This is a genomic window from Wenzhouxiangella sp. XN24, assembly GCF_011064545.1.
In the GTDB taxonomy this organism is placed as follows: domain Bacteria; phylum Pseudomonadota; class Gammaproteobacteria; order Steroidobacterales; family XN24; genus XN24.
Genome location: NZ_JAAMFG010000036.1, coordinates 407270 through 429259, shown reverse-complemented (window position 1 = coordinate 429259; position 21990 = coordinate 407270). Strand labels below are relative to the sequence as shown.

The window sequence follows — 21990 nt, the reverse complement described above, 5'->3', positions numbered from 1 at the left end:
CGGACCTCAGTTTGCACGCCACGCCACCTTGTTCATGTTCAGTATGCTCGCCAGCAGCACCGCCGCGAGGCCGTTGTGTGCCACCGCGATCGCCAGCGGCAGGCTGGTTTTCACCATCACGATACCGAGGAGTATCTGCGCCAGCAACGCGACCCCGACCAACGAGCCCGCCAGCCGTCCCGCCGCGGAGGGCGCCCGGCGCCGTGCCCACAGGGCGGCCAGGCCGATGGCCAGCAGGGCCACGACGGCGCCTACCCGGTGCGTGACGTGGATCGCCACGCGGGCGGAATTGTGGAGGATGCCGCCCTCGTAGTCGACCCCGAGACCGTGCCAGAGCGTGAACCCGTGGGCGAAATCCATCTCGGGCCACCACTGTCCCTGGCATTTCGGGAAATCCGGGCAGCTGAGCGCGGCATAGTTCGTGGATACCCAGCCGCCGAGCGTGATCTGGGCGATGACCACGACCAGCGCCAGCGCGCTGAGACGCCTGAAGGTCGCGCCGCCGTCGGGCTCGGCGGCGCGCGAGGGGAGCGAGAGCCAGACGAGCATGCCGAGCGTGGCCATGCCGCCGAGCAGGTGCAGCGTCACCACGGTGGGTTTGAGCAGCAGCGTCACGGTCCACATGCCGAGGATGACCTGGAACAGGATCAGCCCGGCGAGAAACAATGGGGCCTTCACCGGTTGCCCGGGTTCGTGGCGCCGCCGCCAGGCCATGACGGCCAGCACCAGCACCAGCAGGCCCAGGATTCCCGCCGCATAGCGATGGATCATCTCCCGCCAGGCCTTGCCGGTATCGAACGGGCGCGCCGCAAAGTCCGGGTTCGTCATGTCGACGTGCTCGCCCGCCGGCACGACCATCTTGCCGTAGCACCCCGGCCAGTCCGGGCAACCGAGGCCGGCATCGGTGAGGCGCACCCAGGCGCCCAGCACGACGACGACCAGGCACAGCACCAGCGAGACGCGTGCGATATTGCGGAAAGTCTTCATCAGCCGATCCTCGACAGGCGCAGCAGGCGCTTGATGTCGTCCATCATGCCGCGCGGTGGTTCATTCGCCGGGTAGCGCATCATCAGGTTGCCGAGCGGATCGACGAGCCAGTAGCCCTCCGCCTGCCCCTCGAAGGCCTCGAGCAGTTCCGCGGCTGCGGGGACCGAGGCGTCCGCGACCTGCAGGTCCGGATGCTCCGTCGCAATGAAAGCGGCTTCCGGCGGCGCGCCGACGTGCAGGTAGACCCGCTCGACGCGCTCCATCAGGCGGCCGAGCGCCAGGCGCATCTGGCGGCCGTTGTAGAGCGCCTCCTGGCAGGCGGCCTCGCACGGCGTCCGGCCGAGATAGACGAGCGACCAGTGGTCTCGCAGGAACGTCTCGTCCGTCAGGCCGCCGTCGGGGGTCGGCAGCCTCACGTCGGGGAGAGGCACCGCCGGGACGACCAGTTCCCCGTGGTTGTTACGTTCGCCCGGGCGCCAGTCGGTATCGAAATACAGGTAGCCCGCGACGGCGAGCGGCCCGAAGAACCATAGCGCGAGGCCCCAGGCCTGCCATGCGCCGCGTTTTTTGTTGCCTTGCTTGCTCATGTTCAATCCGATTTCCTGAAAGACCAGGCGAGATAAAGAATCACCAGCGTCACCGCCAGCGCAAACCACTGGAAGGCATAGCCGAGATGCCGTTCCGGCCCGAAGTCCGAGGCCCGCCAGTCACGCAGGTAACCGTCGGGCTCGGCGGCGTCGAGCAACAGGACCCCGGGCATGACGGTCCGGCCGAGTGCTTCCGAGAGTTCGTCGAGCGTCGGGAACTGGACGACCTTCGGCCAGCCCGGCGCCATGCGGGTATCCAGCTCGATGCCCGGGCGCGGGAGGCGGTCCAGCAGTCCGGCGACCGTGCGGGGCCCCGGATCGACCGCCACGTCCGGCGCCTGCTCCGCGCTGAAATCCCGCGGCACCCAGCCCCTGTCCACCAGCACCACCCGGTCTTCGCCGACCAGCAGCGGCGTCCAGACCCGGTAGCCCGCCTGTCCGCCGGCCACCATGTTGTCCAGGAGGAACTGCCGCTCGGCGAGGTAACGGCCAGTCGCTTCGACCGGGGCATAACGCCTCAGTTCCTCGAGCCCGGCCGATTCCGCATCCAGCGCAACCGCCGGCCCGCCCGCCGCGAAAGCATCGAACAAGGCCTGTTTCTGCCCGGCCCGGTCGAGCTGCCAGCTGCCCAGGAACAGCAGCAGGGGAAGGAAGAAAGCCGTGAACAGGGTGGCGGGGATCCCGGGCCTGAAACGACGCGCCGGACCGCTGCTCAACGCCCTTGCCGCCGCGCGCAAGCGCCTGCGCTCCTGCGGTTATAATGCCGGCACTTTCCGGAGTACCTCATGAGTCCAATCAAGCTCCTGGTCCTGATCGCTTTCGCTGCGATCCTGTTCAGCCTCGCGTCGGGCCTCGTCTATCTCTTCAAGGACGACACCGACTCCCGCCGGGTGGTCAAGGCGCTGACATGGCGCATCGGCCTGTCGGTGGCGATGTTCGTCGTGTTGCTGCTCGCTTATGCGGCGGGCTGGATCGAGCCGGGAAATCTCTGAGTCCGACCGTCCAGGCAAATACGCTGCGTACCGGATCGGCGGGATGCCGGAACTTCGATGACGCCTGCTACCCCACACTGGGGGGATAACCGCCCTCCCGGGCGTATTCGCCCGGGTCGCCCGGCTAGAGCCAGTAGACGAAGATATACAGCCCCAGCCAGACCACGTCCACGAAGTGCCAGTACCAGGCCACGCCCTCGAAACCGAAGTGCTCGGTGGTCGTGAAATGCCCCTTCAGCACGCGCACCCAGATCACGATCAGCATCAACGCGCCGAGCGTGACATGCATGCCGTGGAAGCCGGTCAGCATGAAGAAGGTGCTGCCGTAGATGCCCGAAGTGAGCCGCAGGTTGAGGTCCCGGTAGGCATGCACGTACTCGTAGGCCTGCAGGCTGAGGAACACCAGGCCGAGGAGAATGGTGGCGAACAGCCCCCAGGAGGTGATTTTCCGGTTGCCTTCCTTGATCGCGTGATGCGCGATGGTGAGCGTCACGCCGCTGGTCAGAAGGATCGCCGTGTTGATGGCGGGCAGCCCGCCGGCGCCCATGATCCTGAAGTCCCCGCCCCACGCTTCCGGCCCCCCGGTCGGCCACGCCGCCTCGAACTCGGGGTAGAGCAGCAGGTGGGTGAAGAAATTGTTGCCCTCGCCGCCGAGCCACGGGATCGCGAGCTGGCGGGCATAGAAGAGCGCGCCGAAGAAAGCCGCGAAGAACATGACTTCTGAGATGATGAACCAGGTCATGCCCATGCGGAACGAGCGGCCGACCTGGTCGCTGTAGGCGCCGGTTTCGCTCTCGTTGATGACGGTGGCGAACCAGCCGACGATCATCACCAGCACGATGGCGACCCCCGCCCAGGCGACCCAGCCCATGAGGCCGATGCCGTTGAACCAGGCCGACAGCCCGAGCATCATGAAGAACAGGCCGACCGCGCCCACGATCGGCCAGTAACTGCCATGGGGCACGTAATAGCGCTCAGACTGGTCCATCGGAATTCCCCGTTGTTTTCCTGTTTCCGGCCGGTGCCGGCGACTCAGTTCGCCGCGGCCAGTTCGGCCCGGTCGAAGAAGGTGTATGACAGCGTGACCGTCTCCACGTGGGCGGGGAGGTCAGGATCGATGATGAATATGACCGGCATGTCGCGACCCTCGTTGGGGCCGAAACGTTGCTCGGTGAAGCAGAAGCACTCGGTCTTGTTGAAATAGCGCGCCGCGGTGCCGGGGGCCACGCTGGGCACGGCGTGACCGATGACGTCACGGTCCTGCTGGTTTTCGGCCCAGTAGGTCGTGGTGTACATCTGGCCGGGGTGCACGGTCATGCTGGCGACCGCCGGGCGGAATTCCCACGGGCCGTTGGCGCCGACCGAGGCGACGAACTCGACGCGCACGCTGCGCGAGGTGTCGGGCGCGATCACGGCTTCCGCGGCCTCGTTGCTGGTGCGCCCGCCCAGCCCGGTGATGTCGCAGAACACCTCGTAGATCGGCACCAGCAGGAAGCCGAAAGCGAACATCGCGCAGGTCAGGCCGACCAGCTTCGCGATCAGAAAGCGCGTCCCGTTCATGGCGCCACCGGGCCGCGCTCGGCGACCAGCATGATGAAGGTGGCATAGATCGCCACGGCCGTCAGCGCCAGGATCACCGCATTGCGGATCACGCGGGCACGACGCTGGCGTTGCTGCTGGGACGGATCATTCAAGCCGTGCGCTCCATTACTTGACCACGGGCGGCGTGTCGAAGGTGTGCAGGGGTGCCGGCGAGGGGACGGTCCACTCGAGGCCGTGCGAGCCTTCCCAGACGCCGGCCGTCGCCTTCTCGCCACCCTTGGCGCAGCGATAGATGTTCCACGCGAACAGCAGCTGGGAGAAGCCGAACAGGAATGCCCCGACGCTGGCTATGGCGTTGAAATCGGCGAACTGCGTTGCGTAGTCCGGAATCCTGCGCGGCATCCCGGCCAGCCCCACGAAATGCATTGGGAAGAACGTCAGGTTGACCGAGATGGCGGTCAGCCAGAAGTGCACCTTGCCCATGGTTTCGTTGTACATGTTGCCGGTCCACTTCGGCAGCCAGTAGTACACCGCGGCCATGATGGCGAACACCGCGCCCGGCACCAGCACGTAGTGGAAGTGCGCGACCACGAAATAGGAGTCGTGGTACTGCAGGTCGGCCGGCACGATGGCGAGCATCAGCCCCGAGAAGCCGCCGATGGTGAAGAGGAACACGAAGGCGATGGCGAACAGCATCGGCGTCTCGAAGGTCATGGCGCCGCGCCACATGGTCGCGACCCAGTTGAACACCTTCACCCCGGTGGGCACGGCGATCAGCATCGTCGTGAACATGAAGAACAGCTGCCCGGCCAGCGGCATGCCCACGGTGAACATGTGGTGGGCCCAGACGATGAACGACAAAAAGGCGATGCTGGCCGTGGCGTACACCATCGCCGCGTAGCCGAACAACGGCTTGCGCGCGAAGGTCGGGATGATCTCCGAGACGATGCCGAAGGCCGGCAGGATCATGATGTACACCTCGGGATGCCCGAAGAACCAGAAGATGTGCTGGAACATCACGGGATCGCCGCCGCCGGCCGCGGCGAAGAACGAGGTGCCGAAGTACTTGTCGGTCAACAGCATCGTGACCGCGCCCGCCAGCACCGGCATCACCAGGATCAGCAGGTAGGCGGTGATCAGCCAGGTCCAGGTGAACAGCGGCATCTTCATCAGCGTCATGCCCGGCGCGCGCATGTTCATGATGGTGACGATGATGTTGATCGCGCCCATGATGGACGACAGGCCCATCAGGTGAATGGCGAAGATCAGGAAGGGGAAGGCGTTGCCGGTCTGCAGCACGAGCGGCGGGTACATGGTCCAGCCCGACGCGGGCGCGCCGCCCGGCAGGAACAGCGTCAGCAGCAGCAGCGTGAAGGCGAAGGGCAGGATCCAGAAACTCCAGTTGTTCAGCCGCGGCAGCGCCATGTCCGGCGCGCCGATCTGCAACGGCACCATCCAGTTGGCCAGGCCCACGAAGGCCGGCATGACGGCGCCGAAGATCATGATCAGCGCGTGCATGGTGGTCATCTGGTTGAAGAAGCCGGGATCCACGAACTGCAGGCCCGGCTGGAACAGCTCCGCCCGGACCACCAGCGCCATGGCGCCGCCGACGAAGAACATCGTCAGGCTGAACACCAGGTACATCGTGCCGATGTCCTTGTGGTTGGTGGTCGTCAGCCAGCGGAGCAGGCCGGTGGGATGGTGGCCGTGATCGCCGTGTTCAGCGTGCGTAGCGGTAGACATCTGCTAATTCTCCCGGGTTCGGCTCAGCGGGCGGCGGCGATATCGGCAGGCGTCACGAGGTCGCCGGTATCGTTGCCCCAGGCATTGCGCTGGTAAGTGATGATGGCCGCCAGCTCCTCGTCGCTGAGCTGGGGACCAAAGGCGGCCATGGCCGTGCCGGAACGGCCGTCGAGGCTGACGTCGATGTGTTCCTCGAGGCCGACGCTCGTCCCGGCGAGGGCCGGAAAACCTGCGGCAGCCAGGCCGCTGCCGTCCGCCTGGTGGCAGGCCGCGCAGTGGCGCACATGCAGGTCGCGGCCCTGGTCCATCGCCGTGTCCATATTCCATGCATCAGCCGCGTCAGCTGCCTGGGCCGGCGCGGCAGCTGTCTCTTCCGCAGTGTCGCCGGCCGGCGCAGCGACTGAGGGGGCGGCCTCGAGGACTTCGCGCGCCACCGCGGGCGTCGCCTCGGCGTCCGGCGAATTGGCTTCCAGCCAGGCGTTGAATTCATCGACCGGCAGCACCTCGACCACGACAGGCATGAAAGCGTGGTCACGGCCGCACAGTTCCGCGCACTGGCCGCGGAACAGCCCGGTTTCCTCGGCCTGGAACCAGAATTCGTTGATGAAGCCCGGAATCGCGTCTTTCTTGCCGCCGAAGTCCGGCACCCACCAGGAATGGATGACGTCGTTGGAGGTCAAGAGGAGCCGCACCTTGGCGCCCACCGGCACCACCAGCGGCCGATCGACATCCAGCAGGTAGTTTTCGACCGTCCGGACGTCGATGCCCGAGTTCAGCTGGCGGGCGCGGTTGGATTCCTCGGAAAGGTTGCTGAAGAAGCGGATGTCCTCTTCGATGTAGTCGTAGTGCCACTTCCACTGGTAACCGGTGACCTGCACGGTCATGTCGCTGTTGCGCGTGTCTTCCATGCGGATCAGCGTGTCGGCGGCGGGCACGGCCATCGCCACGAGGATGGCGATCGGAATCACCGTCCAGATGATCTCGACTTTCGTGCTGTGCGTGAACTTCGCCGGCTCCACGCCGCGCGACTTGCGGTGATGGAAGATCGACCAGATCATCGCGCCGAACACCACGACGGCGATCGCGACGACGATGCCGAAAATGAGCATGTGAAGCCCGTAGACCTCGTTGCTGATGGCGGTCACGCCGCGCGGCATGTTCAACGCCCAATCGGCCCATGCCGTCGCTTGTACGGCGAGGGTCAATCCCGCGCCAGCCGCCATGCGGCCGATCCACCTGGTCGTGGTCTTGGACATCAGTCCGGGCTCCCCTGCATCAGGACACTCGTCAATCATTCACATTCGTCGCGTCGGGCACTTCGGTTGCCTGCCCGGCCAGCGGTGCGGCGATCAGTTCCGCAAGCCGCCGCCGCAGGCTTTCCCGTTCCGTCTCCGTCAGCACCGCGCCGACCTCCCAGCTTTTGCCATGGCAGCGCAACAGCAGCCTGCCGGGGTGTCCGCGCCAGCGGGCCGGCTGCAGCTCGAGTCGCGCCCATGCCCGCGGTATTTCGACCCGCTCCTCGACCCGCCCGGTGCCCTTCTCGATGACGATCCGGTCGCCGTAGACGCTGACGAATTCCCGGTACCTGCCGCGTCGGACCGTGACGCCCAGCGCCACGCCAAGAGCAAACAACTCCACGCCTGCGAACGGCAGTACCGGCCAGAAGCCTTTTGCCGCAAGCACCCCCGCGAAACCAAGGGACGCTGCCGCCGTCACGCCGAAAAACAGCGCCGCGGCCCCGGGCGTCAGCGAAGCATTCGCGCTGACCAGGACATGCCCGAGAAGCCTGTGACTGTGTTCGGAGACTGCGCCAACCTCCCGTGGTCGCCCACGGCGCCGCAAAAGCGCGCTAATCGTAAGTGAATGCCGCAATGCCGCGCAACAACGGTCATGTCCCGCGACCCCCGGCGAGGTGCCGCCAAAGGCCCGCCGGGAGCGCCGCCGCGGCTGCGCGCGCCTGTGCTTCAGGCGCCGCGTCCGGGCAGTGGGGCAGCCGCGCCAGGGGCGGGCCGAGGCGCGCCGTCAGCGTGGCGATGTTCTCTTCCATGCGCGGCATCGCGCTCGCCAGCGGATTGGCGACCCAGCCGGCGAGTTCGAGGCCGTCCGCGCGGACGGCCTCCGCGGTCAGCAGCGCATGGTTCAGGCAGCCGAGCCGGAGGCCGACCACCAGCACGATCGGCAGGCCGAGGCCGCGCGCGACGTCGGCCAGCGTGTCCTCGCCGGTCAACGGCACCCGCCAGCCGCCCGCGCCCTCGACGACGAGAAACGCCGCGTCGTCGGCGGCGCTGCGACATGCGCTCACCAGGGCGCCCGCCTCCAGTCGCAGTCCCGCCTCCGCGGCCGCGATGTGCGGCGCGATGGCGGGCTCCAGCGCCACCGGGTTGACGATTTCCAGGGGGCGGGACAGCGGCGCGAGACGCGCGAGCAATTCCGCGTCGTCGTTGACCAGCCGCCCCTGCTCGCGCCGGCACCCGGCCGACACCGGCTTGCATGCCGCGGCAGCCACGCCCGCGGCGGCCAGTTGCACCAGCAGCGCCGCACAGAACAGGGTCTTGCCCACCTCCGTGTCGGTGCCGGTGACGAACACGCCGCGCATCAGCGACGCCGGCCGATGCCCGACAGCGGCACGGCCACTTCGCCGCCTGCCCGGGTCCCGCGCGGCTCCACCGCCCAGGCGTGGCCATAGACCACCTCCCAGCTCGCGGGCAGCCGGCCGTCCCGGCGCAGGCGCTCGTAGTGCGCCTCCATCGCGGCGAGGCGCCGGCGTCCCGTGAGGCCGGGATTGCGGCCCGCGGTGGCATTGCGCGCCCCCATGGTCTTGAGATCGCGCATCAGGCTGCGCACATCCGGGTAGGTGAGCGTCAGCTGCTCCATGTCCATCACGGGTTCGCCGAAACCGGTCCGCATCAGCGCATCGCCGAGATCGTGCATGTCGATGAAGCGGCTGACGTGGGTATGGCCGTCCGCCGCGCTCCATGCGGCCCGCAACTCCTTCAGCGTGTCGGGGCCGAAGCTGGTGAACAGCACGAGGCCGCCGGGCCTGAGCACGCGGCGGAACTCGGCGAATACCTGGTCGGGCGCGTCGCACCATTGCAGCATCAGGTTCGAGAACACCAGGTCCACCGAGCCATCGGCCAGCGGCAGGGCCGCGGCGTCCCCGCACACCGGGTCGAGCCGCCGCAGCCACGGGCGCTGCGTGCGCGCTGCACGGAGCATGCCCGGGGCGAGGTCGAGCGCGACGAGCTCCGCGCGCCGATAGTGACGCAACAGCGCGCGGGCGCTGTGGCCCGTGCCGCAGCCGGCATCGAGAATGCGTCGCGGCGCGAGCCGGAACAGTTCGAGCCGCTCGAGCAGGCGGCTGCGGACTTCCGCCTGGATGACCGCGACCGCGTCGTACCCGGACGCCGCGGCGTCGAAGGACGCACGCACGCGGCCCCGGTCCAGCGAAAAAGGATCGCGGTTCATGCGGCCTGCGCTCCCGGGAGAAACGCGGTGACGGCCGCCACGAAATCGTCCGGACACGCCAGGAACGGCGCATGCGCGGCGCCGGGCATCACGAGCAGGCGGCCGTCCGGGAGGGCGGTCGCGAGACGGCGCCCGGCCTCTGCGGGCGTCAGACGATCCCGCTCCCCGGCGATCACGAGCGTCGGCTGTCGCACCTCTTCGAGGCGCGTGCGCAGATCGAGCGTGGCGAGAATCGTCAGCCCGGCGGCAAGGGCGCGGGGGTCGGGCTCGTCGCTTCCCGCCAGCAGGCGGCGCAGTTCCGCCAGTCGAGTCGCCGCCTGGCGATCGCCGCGGAGTTGCAGCGCGAGAAAATCGCGCACGGTCTTCTGGTGGTCCCGGTCCAGCGCGGCTGCGAAGTCCGCGAGCGTGGTGTTGGCCATTGCGCAGGGCCAGTCGGGCGCCGTCACGAAGCGCGGCGTGGTCGCGACGAGCACGAGCCTGTCGATGGCATGGCCCGCGAGCGCCGCGGCCACGGCGAGCTGGCCGCCGAGCGACCACCCGAGCCACGTTGCGCCGGGCGGGGCGGCCGCGGCCACTGCCGCCACCGCGGCTTCGACGGTGAAGTCCGCGCGGTCGCGGGGACTGAGTCCGTGGCCCGGGAGGTCGATGCAAGTGACGCGGCAATGCGGCACGAGGCCCGGCAACAGCGGCGCCCAGATGCCCGAGTGCAGCCCCCAGCCATGCAGCAGGACGAGGTCGGGCCCATGCCCGGCGGTCTGCGCATGCAGTTTCATGGCACGGCCCCGCTGTCCGCCGCCGTGCCTGCGTTCGCATTCGTATCCGAGCTTACCGCCCCGCGCAGTGCGGGCAGTCCGGCGAGGACCTCCAGCAGGCGGTCGATGTCGTCTTCGGTATGGACGGCAGACAGCGTGACCCGCAAGCGGGCGGACCCGGCGGGCACCGTCGGCGGGCGGATCGGCGTGACCCACAGGCCGGCGTCGAACAGCGCGTCGGCGGCGTCGAGCGCGGCCCGGGCGTCGCCTGCCAGGACCGGCTGGATGGGGCTCGTGCTCGCGCCGAGTCGCAAGTCCGCGGTCTCCGCGCTGGCGCGAAAACGCGTCACCAGCATGTCGAGCCGCTCGCGGCGCCAGGACTCTTCGGCAGCGATGGCCAGCGAGACGCGGGTGGCGGCCGCGACGGCGGGCGGCGGGGCGGTCGTGTAAATGTAGCTGCGGGCGCGCTGGATGATCGTCTCGACGACGGCCTCGTCTCCCGCCACGAAGGCGCCGAAGGTGCCGAACGCCTTGCCCAGCGTGCCGACCAGGCCGGTGATCATGTTCGGCTCCAGGCCGGCCGCGGCGCAGCTCCCGCGACCCCCGGGACCGATGACGCCCAGGCCGTGTGCATCATCCACCAGCAACGCCGCGCCGGCTTCGCCGGCCACGCGCGCCAGGGCGGCCAGCGGGGCCCGGTCACCGTCCATGCTGAAGACGCCGTCGGTGACCAGGAACCTGCGCCCGCCGGTGCCGGCAAGACGCCCGGCCGCCGCCTCGGCATCGGCGTGGCGGTAGCGCCGGACCGTCGCCCCTGAGAGGCGACTGGCATCGAGCAGCGAGGCATGGTTCAGCCGGTCCTCGACGACCAGGTCGCCGCGCCCGGCGAGCGCGCAGAGCAGGCCTAGATTCGCCATGTAGCCGGTGGAGAACAGCAGCGCGCGCGGGAAGCCGGTGAACGCGGCGAGCTCTTCTTCGAGCGCGTGGTGCTCGGTGGTGTGGCCGGTGACGAGGTGGGCGGCACCGCTGCCTGCGCCCCAGGCCTTCGCGGCCGCGGCCATCGCCGCGCCGACGCGGGGATCCCGCGCGAGACCGAGATAGTCGTTGCTGCAGAAAGCCAGGCAACGCCGGCCGTCCACCTCCAGTTCCGCGGGGCCGAGCCCGGCGTGCCACGCCGTGACGCGCCGGCGACGGTACAGGCCGGCCGCCGCGCGTTCCTCGAGTCCGGCGGCGAGTGTCTCAGCCAGGGGTGGCGTCGACACGGGAGTCTGTCCGGCCCGGCTCCGGCACGAGTCCGAGCCGTTGCAGCAACGCCATGTCGCCGTCGGCGTCCGGGTTGGGTGTCGTGAGGAGTTTTTCCCCGTAGAAGATCGAGTTCGCGCCGGCGAAAAAAGCCATCGCCTGCAGCTCCGCGCTCATCTCGGTGCGACCCGCCGAAAGGCGCAGGTGGGAGCCCGGCATGAGCACGCGCGCCACGCCGATGGTGCGCACGAACTCGAAGGGGTCGAGCGGTTCGGCGCCCTCGAGCGGTGTGCCCGGCACCCGTACGAGCTGGTTGATCGGCACGCTCTCGGGATGCGCCGGCAACGTCGCCAGGGTATGCAGCAATGCCACGCGGTCCTCGCGCGTCTCCCCCATCCCGAGGATCCCCCCGCAACAGACCTTGAGGCCCGCATCCCGCACGTGTTGCAGGGTCTCCAGCCGGTCGGCATAGGTCCGGGTGGTGATGATCTCGGGGTAGAACGCTTCGGAGGTGTCGAGGTTGTGATTGTAGAAGTCGAGTCCCGCGGCGCGCAGCGTGGCGGCCTGCTCGGCCGTCAACATGCCGAGGGTCGCGCAGGTCTCGAGGCCGAGCTCGCGCACCCTGCGCACCATCTCGGCTACCACGGCCAGCTGCTTCGGCTTCGGGTTGCGCCAGGCCGCGCCCATGCAGAAGCGTGTCGCGCCGGAGTCGCGCGCCAGGCGCGCGCGCGCCACCACGTCTTCCACCTCCAGCAGCGGATCGACCGGCAGCTTCGTGTCGTGACGGACGCTTTGCGGGCAATAGGCGCAATCCTCGGGACAGGCGCCGGTCTTGACTGACAGGAGCGTGCTGACCTGGACCTGGTGGTGCGGGAAGTTGGCGCGATGCACCCCGTGCGCGCGATACAGCAACTCGAACAGCGGCAGTTCGAACAGTTCGCGGACTTCGTCGAGGCGCCAGTCGAAACGCGGTTCATTCATGGCAGGGAAACTCGTTGGTCATGGACCCGTTTTCAGGGCCTGGAGGCAGGAAAGCGGGACTGTGCCCGTCACCGGGCATCGCCGCACAATGCGTCGGGAGTATTCGCGGCCGGGGAAGGAGCTGTCAACCGATGAGCGCCGGCAGAGTTGACGACGGGCCGTGGCTGCGGCTGTCGCGGTGGCCGTGCGAGTTGTGCGGGACGCCGGCGGGCCCGGCCGGCATCTGCGCCCCGTGCCGTGCGGAGCTGCCCTGGATCGGGCCCGCCTGCCGGCTCTGCGCGCGTCCGCGAGACGCGCCGGGACCCTGTGCCGGTTGCCGCGGGGCGCCGGTGCCGTGGCGGCGCGCGATCGCACCGCTGGCGTGGCGTTTCCCCGTGGACGCGCTGGTCGGCCGCTTCAAGTACGGAGGTGCGCTGCACTACGGCGCCCTCTTGGGACGACTGCTGGGGGACCATTGCCGGGCGCACCGCCCGGACGCGATCGTGCCCGTGCCCCTGCATCGCTCCCGGTTGCTGGAGCGCGGCTTCAACCAGGCGCAGGAAATCGCCCGGCCGGTCGCGGCCACCCTGCGCGTCCCGTTGCTCTCCCGGGCATGCCGGCGGACCCGGGCGACGCCGCCGCAGGCGGGTCTCGCCGCCGCCCAGCGTTACCAGAACCTGGCCGGCGCGTTCACGGCGGGCCCGGCGGTGCGCGCGCTGCATATCGCGATGATCGATGACGTGCTCACGACTGGTTCGACCGCGGCCGCGCTCGGGGTCGCGCTGCTGGACGCCGGCGCGGCCTCGGTCGAGGCCTGGGCGGTGGCGCGCGGGGGGACGGGCACGCTCAGCCGGACGTGAAGGTGTAATGCAGGAGAATGCCGAGAAACACGACCATGCCGTAGTAATTGTTGTTCAGGAAGGCACGGAAGCAGTCGGCGGGCCGGCGCCGGCGAATCAGCACCTGTTGCCAGGCAGACAGCAGGCCCGCCAGGAGCAGTGCGCCGTAATACCAGCCGCCCAGCCCGGCCTGCCGGCCGACGAGCCACAAGGCGATCAGCAGCAGCACCTGCACCGCGCCGATGATCTGCCGGTCCGCATCCCCGAACAGGATGGCCGTCGAGCGCACCCCGAGTTTCAGGTCGTCGTCCCGGTCGACCATCGCATACATCGTGTCGTAGACCACCGCCCACAGCATCACGGCGATGAACATCAGCCAGGCGAGCGGGGGCACCGCGCCGGTCTGGGCCGCGAAAGCCATGGGCACGGACCAGCCGAAAGCGGCGCCCAGCCAGACCTGCGGCAGGTGCGTGAAGCGCTTGAGGAAAGGGTAGGTGATCGTCAGGACGGCGCCGCCGAGCGCGAGCAGCACCGTGAGCCGGTTGAGGGTCAGGACGAGAGCGAAGGCGGCGGCGCCCAGGGCTGCCGCGATCAGCAGCGATTCGATAGGCGTCACGGTGCCCCGGGGCAGCGGCCGGTCGCGCGTGCGCTCGACGTGCGGATCGATCCGCCGGTCGGCGAAATCGTTCATCACGCAGCCCGCGGAACGCATCAGGACGACGCCCGCGACGAACACCAGGAAGACATGCGGATCCGGCCGGCCTTCCGCTGCCACCCACAACGCCCAGAGCGTCGGCCAGAGCAACAGGAGGGTCCCGATCGGCCGGTGCAGCCGCATCAGCAGGGCGTATTCCCTGAGCTGGGCGGCGAGCCGGGCCGCCGGCCCCCGCGCCTCTACCGGTTCCGGCATCGGGTCAGGCCCGGCAGGAAGATCTCGTAGACGAGCAGTCGCCCCGTGGCCAGGCTGAACAGCGAGCGTCGCGCCCACACCCAGGCGGGCCGGATGTCGATGCCTTCCAGGGCCGGGGCGAACAGCGGGTGGTCGGGATCGGTGCGCGTGTACTCGAAGGCCGAACGGTGGATGCCGCCGCGCTCGAGGAGCGCGTCGCCCAGCGGCCGGTCGCCGAGCTTCGCAAGCCACGGGTCCCCGGCGAGCGTCACGCCCGGCATGAGGGTGGTCGCGCATACGCACAGCGTGGCGCCGCAAAACATGCGCACCCGGCGCGCGCGCGCCGTGTCGAAATCGAGGAGCGGGCGGGCGTCGAGGGGAACGGCTTCATCCGCCTCGCCCAGCAGCTCCAGCCGGAAGCCGTCATTGCAGGCCCCGCGGAGGCGTGACGTCAGCGAGCCGACATCGAGCAACCAGCCCTGCAAGCCGGGGTCCTCCGGCAACGCGTCGGCGGCGTCGGCGGACAGCCAGGCCAGTGGATCGGAAAGGCCGGGGGTCCCGGCGATTAGAGAGCTTTTACTGGTCATGCGACGGGGGGCAAGGAAGACAGGTGAACATTATAGATGGGTTCGGCTTCGCGTCAGACCTGGCCGTAACGCGTCGCCGCGCCGATCCATCGCCGGGTGAGCGCCGCGACGGCTTCCGTCGGTCCGCGAAGCATCTGGTCGGCCAGCTCCCGCACGGCCGGCATGAGGTGCTGGTCGCGCACCAGGTCGGCCACTTTCAGCCCCAGCAGGCCCGTCTGGCGAATCCCCAGGACCTCGCCCGGGCCGCGCAACTCGAGGTCCGTGCGCGCGATCTCGAAGCCGTCGTTGGTATCGCGCATCGCCGCAAGGCGCGTCGTGGCGATAGCCGACAGTGGGGGGCGATATAACAACAGGCAGCTGGCGTCCTCCTCCCCGCGTCCTACGCGGCCCCGCAACTGGTGAAGCTGCGCGAGGCCCATGCGCTCCGCGTTCTCGATGATCATGAGGCTGGCACGGGGCACATCGACGCCGACCTCGATCACGGTCGTGGCGACCAGCAGGTGGATCTCGCCGCCCTTGAAGGCGCGCATGATCTTTTCCTTCTCGGCGGCGCGCAGCCGCCCGTGGATCAGGCCCACGGACAACTCCGGCAGCGCCTCGGTGAGCTTCGCCGCCGTGTCCTCGGCGGCCTGGGCCTGCAGCTGGTCGGATTCTTCGACGAGCGGGCAGACCCAGTAGGCCTGGCGCCCGGCGGCGCACGCGTCGCGGATGCGCGCGACGATCTCGCTCCGGCGGGTCTCGGGCATCGCCACCGTGCGCACGGTGCCGCGCCCGGGCGGCAGCTCGTCGATGATCGAAGTGTCGAGATCGGCATAGGTCGCCATCGCGAGCGTGCGCGGGATCGGTGTGGCGGTCATCACCAGCTGGTGGGGCCGGCGCCCCGCGGCCTTGCCCTTGTCGGTCAGCGCGAGCCGCTGGTGCACCCCGAAGCGGTGCTGCTCGTCGATGATCGCGAGCGCGAGCCGGTCGAAATCGACGCCGTCCTGGAACAGCGCATGCGTGCCCACCGCCACGCCGGCCTCGCCGGATGCGAGGCGCGCCAGCGCGTCCCGGCGCTGCGCGGCGGGCTGGGATCCGGAGAGCCAGGACACGCCCACGCCGAGCGGCTCCAGCCAGTTGCGGAAGTTCACGTGATGCTGCTCGCCGAGCAGTTCCGTCGGCGCCATGATCGCGGCCTGCGCGCCGCAGGCGACGGCCTGCAGAGCCGCCACCGCGGCGACCACGGTCTTGCCGCTGCCGACATCGCCCTGCACGAGGCGCATCATCGGCACGGCCCGGGCCAGGTCGTGGCGCACCTCGGTGATCACGCGCCGCTGTGCGGCGGTGAGCGCGAACGGCAGGCCGCTGATGAAGCGCTCGACGAGATCGTCGCCGGCGAGCGGCCATGCCGCGAGGCGCCGCGCGCGATGGCGCAATGCGCGCATGGCGAGCTGGTGAGCCAGCAGTTCCTCGAGCGCCAGGCGCTGGCGAGCGGGATGGGTGGCGGATTCCAGCGCGGCTAGGTCGGCGTCCGGCGGCGGGCGGTGCAGCAGCTGCAGCGCCGCGCGCAGGGTGGGGAACCCGCGGCCCGCCAGCGCGTCGGCCGGCACGAGTTCCGCGGGTCCCCGCCCGAGTGCGGCCAGGGCCAGCCCGACGAGCTGCCGCAGGCGCGCCTGTGTCAGGCCTTCAGTCCCCGGATAGATCGGGGTCAGGGTGCCCTCCTCTTCCTCCGCGGGCCGCTGGAATTCCGGGTGCACCATCTCCAGGCCGCGCTGCCCGGCGCGCACCTCGCCGAAACAGCGGAATTTCGCGCCCCTGGCCAGGGCCTCCTGCTGGCGTGCATTGAAGTGGAAGAAGCGCAGCGTCAGGCTGCCGGTGGCGTCACCCAGTGCCACCACGAGCATGGCGCGGCGGCGCCGCACGACTTCCGTCAGCAGCACTTCGCCCTCGACGACGGCCCGCTGGCCGGGGCGCAGCGCGCCGATGGGCGTGATGCGGGTGCGGTCCTCGTAACGGACCGGGAGGAGGAACACGAGATCTTCGACCGTGCGCACGCCGAGCCGTTCGAGCCGCGCCGCGAGCGCGGGTCCCACGCCGCTGAGCCGCGTGACGGAATCTTCGGGAGCCGGGGCCACGGATCCGGCCGGCGACTCAGGTCCCGGGCACCAGCACGGCGTCCACCTCGACCCGGGCGCCCTTGGGCAGGCCGGCCACCTCCACGGTGGCGCGAGAGGGGTAAGGGGGGCGAAGCACCTCCGCCATCACCTCGTTCACGACGGCGAAATCACCGAGATCGGTGAGATAGACGGTCAGGCGGACCGCGTCGTCGAGCGTCGCGCCGGCGGCCGCCGCGACCGCGGAGAGGTTGCGGAACACCTGGCGCACTTCGGCCTCGATATCGCCTTCCACCAAGGTCATGGTTTCCGGGTCGAGGGGGATCTGGCCGGACAGCCAGATCGCCCCCCCGGCTGCGACGGCCTGCGCGTAGGTGCCGATCGCGGCCGGCGCATTCGAGGTGGCGATGGTGCGACGGGTCATGGGGTCTCCTTCAGGTATTGGTGCGGCCGACGGACAGCACGTCCGGCATCGCGCGGATGCTGCGCAGCACGCGCTCGAGCTGGGCGCGGCCGTCGACCTGCAGCAGGAAGATCAGGGACGAACTGTCGCCGTCGCGTTCCACGACCTGGACGTGCTCGATATTGGTCTCGGTCGAGGAAATATTCGCCGCGACCGCCGCCAGCACGCCGAGCCGGTTGCGCACCTCGGCGCGCACCTCCACGGGAAAGGTGCGGTTCAGCTTGCGTTCCCATTCGACCGCGAGCCACTTGTCCGGTTGCTTGCGGAACTCGGTGAGGTTGCCGCAATCGTCGCGGTGGATGACGATGCCGCGGCCGGCGCTCAGGTAACCGAAGACCGTGTCGCCGGGAATGGGATGGCAGCAGCGACCGTAAGTCACGACCATCCCTTCCGTGCCCGCGATCGTCAGCGGCGCGGCCTGTTCGCCGCCCCGCTTGTCGGCTTCCTCCGGCAAGAGGCGGCGCGCCACCAGCGAGGCCATGCGTTCCCCGAGGCCGATCTGCTCGTAGAGTTCCTGCACCTCGTTGCAGCCGAGCAGCTCGAGCGTGGCCTTCATGCGCTCGTCCGGCACCTTGCGGAGCGTGAGCTTGAACTCGCGCAAGGCATTGTCGAGCAGCCGCTTGCCCAGGTCGGTCGCCTCGTGGCGCTGCAGGTTCTTGAGAAAATTCCGGATCGCCATGCGCGCCTTGGCGGTCACGACGAAGTTCACCCAGGCGGGGTTCGGCGAGGCGCCGCGTGCCGTCACGATCTGCACGGTCTGGCCGTTCTTGAGCACCGTGCGCAGCGGCACCGGGCGGCGATCCACGCGCGCGGCGACGCAGCGGTTGCCGACGCCCGTATGCACCGCGTAGGCGAAATCGACGCAGGTCGAGCCGCGCGGCAGGCGGACGATGTCGCCCTTGGGTGTGAACACGTAGACCTTGTCGGGGAACAGGTCGATCTTGACGCTCTCGAGGAATTCCTCGGAGCTGCCGCCTTCCTCCATCTCCATCAGGTTGGCCAGCCACTCCCGCGCACGCACCTCGGGCTGCGCGGCCGGCGCGTTGCCGCTCTTGTAGAGCCAGTGGGCCGCGATGCCCGACTCCGCCACGCGATCCATGTCATCGGTGCGGATCTGCACCTCGCAGGGGAGCCCGCCGGGGCCGAACAGCGTCGTGTGCAGCGACTGGTAGCCGTTGACGCGCGGAATGGCGATGTAGTCCTTGAAGCGGCCGGGCATCGGCTTGTAGCACTTGTGCACGATGCCGAGCGCCCGATAGCAGTCGTCGACGCTCTCGACGACGATGCGCAGCCCGTACACGTCGACGATCTCGTTGAGGGCGAGCTTCTTGTCGCGCATCTTCCGGTAGATGCTGTAGATGTGTTTTTCGCGCCCTGCGACCCGCGCGTCGATCCCCGCTTCCCCGAGACCGTCGTCGAAGCGCCGGCTGATTTTCTGGATGATCTGCTTGTGCGTGCCCTGCGCCCGTTTCAGCGCTCTTTCCAGCACCCGGTAACGATAGGGGTGCAGGCAGCGGAACCCCAGGTCTTCCAGCTCGAGGCGGATGGTGTTCATCCCGAGCCGGTTGGCGATGGGGGCGTAGATCTCGAGGGTCTCGCGCGCGATCCTGCGGCGTTTCTCCGGCGGCATGATCCACAGCGTCCGCATGTTGTGCGTGCGGTCCGCGAGCTTGACCAGGATCACCCGCATGTCGCCCACCATGGCGAGCAGCATCTTGCGGAAACTCTCGGCCTGGGCCTCGGCGCGGCTGCGGAACTCGATCTTGTCCAGCTTGCTGACGCCGTCGACGAGTTCGGCGACCTCCTCGCCGAAGCGCTCCGCGATGTGCTCTTTCGGGACCCCGGTATCTTCGATGACGTCGTGCAGCAGCGCCGACATCAGCGTCTGCGCGTCCAGCTTCAGGTCGGCGAGGATGGTGGCCACCGCCACCGGGTGGGAGATATAGGGCTCGCCGGAGTAGCGTTGCTGGCCCTCGTGGGCCTTGGCGGCGAACTCGTAGGCGTCCATGACCTGGCGGACCTGTTCGGCCGACAGGTAGCGCTCCATCCGCCGGTTGAGGCGGTCGAGCCCAATGGACCGCTTCCTTTTCGGCAGTCGAGCCAGGAAGGAAGCTGCGTAGTCCACGGGCGCGCGCTCCGGGTTCAGTCTCCCATCGGGGGGATGGGACGATCGAAAGATTCCGGTTCGCGCACGGCCACCGGCGGATCCGGCTCGTCGAGGATGTCCTGGTTGATGGCGCCCCCTGCGATCTCGCGCAAGGCGAGCACGGTGGCCTTGTCGTTCTCCCACTCGAGAGTGGACGGTGCGCCGTTGGCGAGCTGGCGGGCGCGCCGCGCCGCGATCAGGACGAGGTCGAACAGGTTATCGACGTTCTGCATGCAGTCTTCGACAGTGATCCGGGCCATGTTTCTCTCTGGGGAAAGGCGCCCCGGTTTTCGGGGCTAGCGTTCCATGTTAACGGAATAGCGGCCGGCGCTGCCAGTACGCGGGCGAGGCGTACTCAGGCTTGCAGCGCTTCCGCCAGCGGCGCCAGTTCCGGCCGGTCCGCCCGGCTGGCCTCGCCCTTGCCGCCGACGATGTCCAGGAGCGCCTGCAGGGCCGCCGGGAACTCGTCGTTGACGACCGCGTAGCGGAACTCGCTCCAGTGCGAAATATCGGTGGCGGCATCCGCCAGCCGGCGACGGATCACGTCCTCGCTGTCCGTGCCGCGGGATCTCAGGCGCCGCTCGAGTTCGGCGCGCGAGGGCGGCAGGATGAAAATCCCCACGGAGTCCGGCATGGCGGCCCGGACCTGGCGCGCGCCCTGCCAGTCGATCTCGAGCACCACGCCGTAGCCCTCCCCGAGAAGCGATTCGACCTGGGCGCGCGACGTGCCGTAGAAGTGATCGAACACGCGGGCATGCTCGAGAAAAGCGCCCGCCGCGATCATGCTGCGGAACGAGGCCTGGCTGACAAAAAAGTAATCCTCGCCGTCCACCTCGCCGTTGCGCTGCGGACGCGTGGTGTAGGAGATCGAGAAGCGCAGGCCGGGTTCGCGTGCCATCAGCTCGCGCACCAGGCTGGTCTTGCCGGCGCCGGATGGCGCGGAAATCACGAAGAGTCGGTTCTGGGCATTCAAGACGGGCTCACTCGATGTTCTGGACCTGCTCGCGCATCTGTTCGATCAGGACCTTCAGCTCTACCGCGATCCGCGTGGTCTCGGCGTCCACGGACTTGGAGCCGAGCGTATTCGCTTCCCGGTTGAATTCCTGCATGAGGAAATCCAGCCGGCGACCGTTGGCCTCCTCGTCCTCGCCCGACAGGATGCGCCGGACTTCGGCGACGTGGCTGTCGAGCCGGTCCAGTTCCTCGTCCACGTCCATCTTGCCGAGCTGGATGGCGAGTTCCTGCTCGAGGCGCTGGGGATCCGTCTCCAGGTCGAGGCCCGCGAGCCTTTCCAGGAGTCGCGCGCGCAGGCCGCTGCGGATCTGCGGCAACAGGAGGCGGACCTGTGCCACGAGCTGGCCGATGGCCGCACAGCGCTCCGCGAGCACCTCGCCGAGGCGTTCGCCCTCGCGCCGGCGGGCCGCATCGAGTTCGGCGAGCGCCCGGTCGAGCGCCTCGGCGGCGAGCTCGGCGACGGGTTCGACGTCGCGTTCGGCCTCGCGCACCACCCCGGGCCAGCGCAAGAGATCGATGGTGCCCGGCATGGCCAGCGCCCCGACGCGAGCGCGGATCTTCTCCGCGGCGTCGGCGACGCGCTCGGCCAGTTCGAGGTCCAGCGCGAGGGCCCGGGCGCCCGCGGCGTCCCAGTTCACCCGCAGGGCGCAATCGACCTTGCCGCGCTTCAGCCGCCCCGCGACCTGCTGGCGGAAGCGCGACTCCAGTGCGCGCAATTCCTCGGGGAGGCGCAGCCCGGTCTCCAGGTATCGGTGGTTGACCGAGCGCAGCTCCCAGGCCAGCGAGCCCCAGGGTGCATCGCACTCGGTACGCGAGAAACCGGTCATGCTCCGGATCATTTGCTGCAATTCCATGCCGCGATGCCGCGGCGCGCTTATACTTGCGGATTTCCCGCTCCCGGCGGGCGGGTAGTCTAGCAGAAGGCCGGGGAATCAATTGCGCTTCGAAACAGCTGAGGTCAGTCTCCTCGGTGACCGTGAGGACAACCAGGATCGCGCCACGGTGCAGTCGACCGGAGGTCGCCTTCTGCTGGTGGTGGCGGACGGAATGGGCGGGCACGCCGGCGGCGCGCTGGCGGCCGAGGTCGCGGTCGATTCGCTGTGCCGGAGCCTGGCCGCGCGTCCGCCGACAGCTGCGGATTGCCGCGAGTTCCTCGGCGCAGCGATGGCCACGGCGCATGATGCGGTCGTCGCGACGGGAGAGAAGATCGGGCTCGGCAGCCGTCCCCGCGCCACCTGCGCCGCCTGCCTGGTGTGCGAGGAGCGCGCCACCTGGGCGCACGTCGGCGATTCGCGAGTCTACCTGGTGCGTGATGGCGCGATCGTGACCCGCACGCGCGATCACACGCCCATCGAGAGCCTGTTGCAGGACGGCCTCATCAGCGAGGAGGAGGTGGCCGGGCACCCGATGCGCCACTACGTGGAGTATTGCCTCGGGGGTGCGCCTGAGCAGCCGCTGGTGGCGTTATCCGAGGTGGAATCGCTGCAGGTCGGCGACCTCGTGGTGGTGTGCTCCGACGGCTTGTGGTCGGGGTTGAGCGACGCCGACCTGGCCGCCGGTCCGGACCCCGACGGCGCGCTCCAGGACTGGCTGGCGCGTCTCGCCGGGCGCGCCGTGCGCGCCGGCACGCCCTACAGTGACAACACGACCGCCGCGGCGCTGCGCGTCCTGGCGGATTGAACGGCCCCT

The 21990-nt window shown here is 69.2% G+C and carries 25 protein-coding genes; 3 read left to right on the top strand and 22 right to left on the bottom strand.

Features of this window, described 5'->3' with window-relative positions:
• Positions 1 to 6: 6 nt before the first annotated feature.
• The 3 genes from G6032_RS14055 to G6032_RS14045 are packed head-to-tail and all read right to left on the bottom strand — an operon-like array spanning position 7 to position 2311.
• The gene (locus tag G6032_RS14055) at positions 7 to 987 is read right to left on the bottom strand and encodes a COX15/CtaA family protein (protein ID WP_165282772.1); all 981 of its coding nucleotides are present in this window, start codon (positions 985 to 987) and stop codon (positions 7 to 9) included.
• The gene (locus tag G6032_RS14050) at positions 987 to 1574 is read right to left on the bottom strand and encodes a cytochrome oxidase assembly protein (protein ID WP_165282771.1); all 588 of its coding nucleotides are present in this window, start codon (positions 1572 to 1574) and stop codon (positions 987 to 989) included. The genes G6032_RS14055 and G6032_RS14050 overlap by 1 nt, the downstream gene beginning before the upstream one ends.
• Before the next feature lie 2 nt (positions 1575 to 1576).
• Positions 1577 to 2311: an SURF1 family protein gene (locus tag G6032_RS14045; protein WP_165282770.1), complete on the bottom strand. Its 735-nt coding sequence runs from the start codon at positions 2309 to 2311 to the stop codon at positions 1577 to 1579.
• A 48-nt stretch (positions 2312 to 2359) separates the two neighbouring features.
• Between G6032_RS14045 and G6032_RS14040 the strand changes: the two genes are divergently transcribed.
• On the top strand, positions 2360 to 2566 hold the full coding sequence (locus tag G6032_RS14040) for a twin transmembrane helix small protein (RefSeq protein WP_206211991.1): 207 nt from the start codon (positions 2360 to 2362) through the stop codon (positions 2564 to 2566).
• A 124-nt stretch (positions 2567 to 2690) separates the two neighbouring features.
• Here the strand turns inward: G6032_RS14040 and G6032_RS14035 are convergent, their stop codons facing one another.
• From G6032_RS14035 to bioB, 11 genes are read right to left on the bottom strand one after another with little or no spacing between them, the layout of a single operon-like run.
• Positions 2691 to 3554: a cytochrome c oxidase subunit 3 gene (locus G6032_RS14035; protein ID WP_165282769.1), complete on the bottom strand. Its 864-nt coding sequence runs from the start codon at positions 3552 to 3554 to the stop codon at positions 2691 to 2693.
• A 44-nt stretch (positions 3555 to 3598) separates the two neighbouring features.
• Entirely contained in the window at positions 3599 to 4126 is a 528-nt protein-coding gene (locus tag G6032_RS14030; RefSeq protein ID WP_165282768.1) for a cytochrome c oxidase assembly protein, read from the bottom strand.
• Entirely contained in the window at positions 4123 to 4260 is a 138-nt protein-coding gene (locus tag G6032_RS14025; protein ID WP_165282767.1) for a hypothetical protein, read from the bottom strand. The genes G6032_RS14030 and G6032_RS14025 overlap by 4 nt, the downstream gene beginning before the upstream one ends.
• Positions 4261 to 4273: 13 nt before the next feature.
• Entirely contained in the window at positions 4274 to 5851 is a 1578-nt protein-coding gene (gene ctaD, locus G6032_RS14020; protein ID WP_165282766.1) for a cytochrome c oxidase subunit I, read from the bottom strand.
• Positions 5852 to 5874: 23 nt separating this feature from the next.
• Entirely contained in the window at positions 5875 to 7107 is a 1233-nt protein-coding gene (gene coxB, locus G6032_RS14015; RefSeq protein ID WP_165282765.1) for a cytochrome c oxidase subunit II, read from the bottom strand.
• 31 nt (positions 7108 to 7138) lie between these two features.
• A complete protein-coding gene (locus G6032_RS14010) occupies positions 7139 to 7693 on the bottom strand; it encodes a DUF2244 domain-containing protein (protein WP_165282764.1) in 555 nt (184 codons plus the stop codon).
• A 46-nt stretch (positions 7694 to 7739) separates the two neighbouring features.
• Entirely contained in the window at positions 7740 to 8447 is a 708-nt protein-coding gene (gene bioD, locus G6032_RS14005; RefSeq protein WP_165282763.1) for a dethiobiotin synthase, read from the bottom strand.
• Positions 8447 to 9316 (bottom strand): malonyl-ACP O-methyltransferase BioC, encoded by an 870-nt coding sequence (bioC, locus tag G6032_RS14000; protein WP_165282762.1) that lies wholly within the window; start codon positions 9314 to 9316, stop codon positions 8447 to 8449. The genes bioD and bioC overlap by 1 nt, the downstream gene beginning before the upstream one ends.
• Positions 9313 to 10089, bottom strand: a complete 777-nt coding sequence (bioH, locus tag G6032_RS13995; protein ID WP_165282761.1) for a pimeloyl-ACP methyl ester esterase BioH — start codon at positions 10087 to 10089, stop codon at positions 9313 to 9315. The genes bioC and bioH overlap by 4 nt, the downstream gene beginning before the upstream one ends.
• The gene (gene bioF / locus G6032_RS13990; protein WP_165282760.1) at positions 10086 to 11330 is read right to left on the bottom strand and encodes an 8-amino-7-oxononanoate synthase; all 1245 of its coding nucleotides are present in this window, start codon (positions 11328 to 11330) and stop codon (positions 10086 to 10088) included. The genes bioH and bioF overlap by 4 nt, the downstream gene beginning before the upstream one ends.
• The gene (bioB, locus tag G6032_RS13985; protein ID WP_165282759.1) at positions 11308 to 12291 is read right to left on the bottom strand and encodes a biotin synthase BioB; all 984 of its coding nucleotides are present in this window, start codon (positions 12289 to 12291) and stop codon (positions 11308 to 11310) included. Before bioB ends, bioF begins: the two co-directional genes overlap by 23 nt.
• 131 nt (positions 12292 to 12422) lie before the next feature.
• Here bioB and G6032_RS13980 point away from each other — a divergent pair, with 131 nt between their 5' ends.
• A complete protein-coding gene (locus tag G6032_RS13980) occupies positions 12423 to 13130 on the top strand; it encodes a ComF family protein (RefSeq protein WP_165282758.1) in 708 nt (235 codons plus the stop codon).
• Here G6032_RS13980 and ubiA read toward each other — a convergent pair.
• The 8 genes from ubiA to G6032_RS13940 form a co-directional block, all read right to left on the bottom strand.
• Positions 13117 to 14019, bottom strand: coding sequence for a 4-hydroxybenzoate octaprenyltransferase (ubiA, locus tag G6032_RS13975; protein ID WP_165282757.1), 903 nt, complete (start codon positions 14017 to 14019; stop codon positions 13117 to 13119). The two genes, G6032_RS13980 and ubiA, sit on opposite strands and share 14 nt — an antisense overlap.
• Positions 14004 to 14585: a chorismate lyase gene (locus tag G6032_RS13970; RefSeq protein WP_165282756.1), complete on the bottom strand. Its 582-nt coding sequence runs from the start codon at positions 14583 to 14585 to the stop codon at positions 14004 to 14006. Before G6032_RS13970 ends, ubiA begins: the two co-directional genes overlap by 16 nt.
• Positions 14586 to 14638: 53 nt before the next feature.
• Positions 14639 to 16699 carry an ATP-dependent DNA helicase RecG gene (gene recG / locus G6032_RS13965; protein ID WP_165282755.1) on the bottom strand — a complete coding sequence of 687 codons (2061 nt, stop codon included), beginning with the start codon at positions 16697 to 16699 and terminating at the stop codon, positions 14639 to 14641.
• A gap of 16 nt (positions 16700 to 16715) precedes the next feature.
• Positions 16716 to 17102, bottom strand: coding sequence for a Rid family detoxifying hydrolase (locus tag G6032_RS13960; RefSeq protein ID WP_165282754.1), 387 nt, complete (start codon positions 17100 to 17102; stop codon positions 16716 to 16718).
• A gap of 10 nt (positions 17103 to 17112) precedes the next feature.
• Positions 17113 to 19266: a bifunctional (p)ppGpp synthetase/guanosine-3',5'-bis(diphosphate) 3'-pyrophosphohydrolase gene (locus G6032_RS13955; RefSeq protein ID WP_346763824.1), complete on the bottom strand. Its 2154-nt coding sequence runs from the start codon at positions 19264 to 19266 to the stop codon at positions 17113 to 17115.
• Positions 19267 to 19283: 17 nt separating this feature from the next.
• Positions 19284 to 19547 (bottom strand): DNA-directed RNA polymerase subunit omega, encoded by a 264-nt coding sequence (gene rpoZ, locus G6032_RS15940; RefSeq protein WP_165282753.1) that lies wholly within the window; start codon positions 19545 to 19547, stop codon positions 19284 to 19286.
• Between the two features lie 95 nt (positions 19548 to 19642).
• The gene (gene gmk, locus G6032_RS13945; protein ID WP_165282752.1) at positions 19643 to 20260 is read right to left on the bottom strand and encodes a guanylate kinase; all 618 of its coding nucleotides are present in this window, start codon (positions 20258 to 20260) and stop codon (positions 19643 to 19645) included.
• Between the two features lie 7 nt (positions 20261 to 20267).
• Entirely contained in the window at positions 20268 to 21128 is an 861-nt protein-coding gene (locus G6032_RS13940) for a YicC/YloC family endoribonuclease (protein ID WP_240902300.1), read from the bottom strand.
• A 109-nt stretch (positions 21129 to 21237) separates the two neighbouring features.
• On the opposite strand from G6032_RS13940, the gene G6032_RS13935 reads away from it, so the two are divergent.
• Positions 21238 to 21981, top strand: coding sequence for a PP2C family serine/threonine-protein phosphatase (locus tag G6032_RS13935; protein ID WP_165282750.1), 744 nt, complete (start codon positions 21238 to 21240; stop codon positions 21979 to 21981).
• The last annotated feature ends 9 nt before the right edge of the window (positions 21982 to 21990 follow it).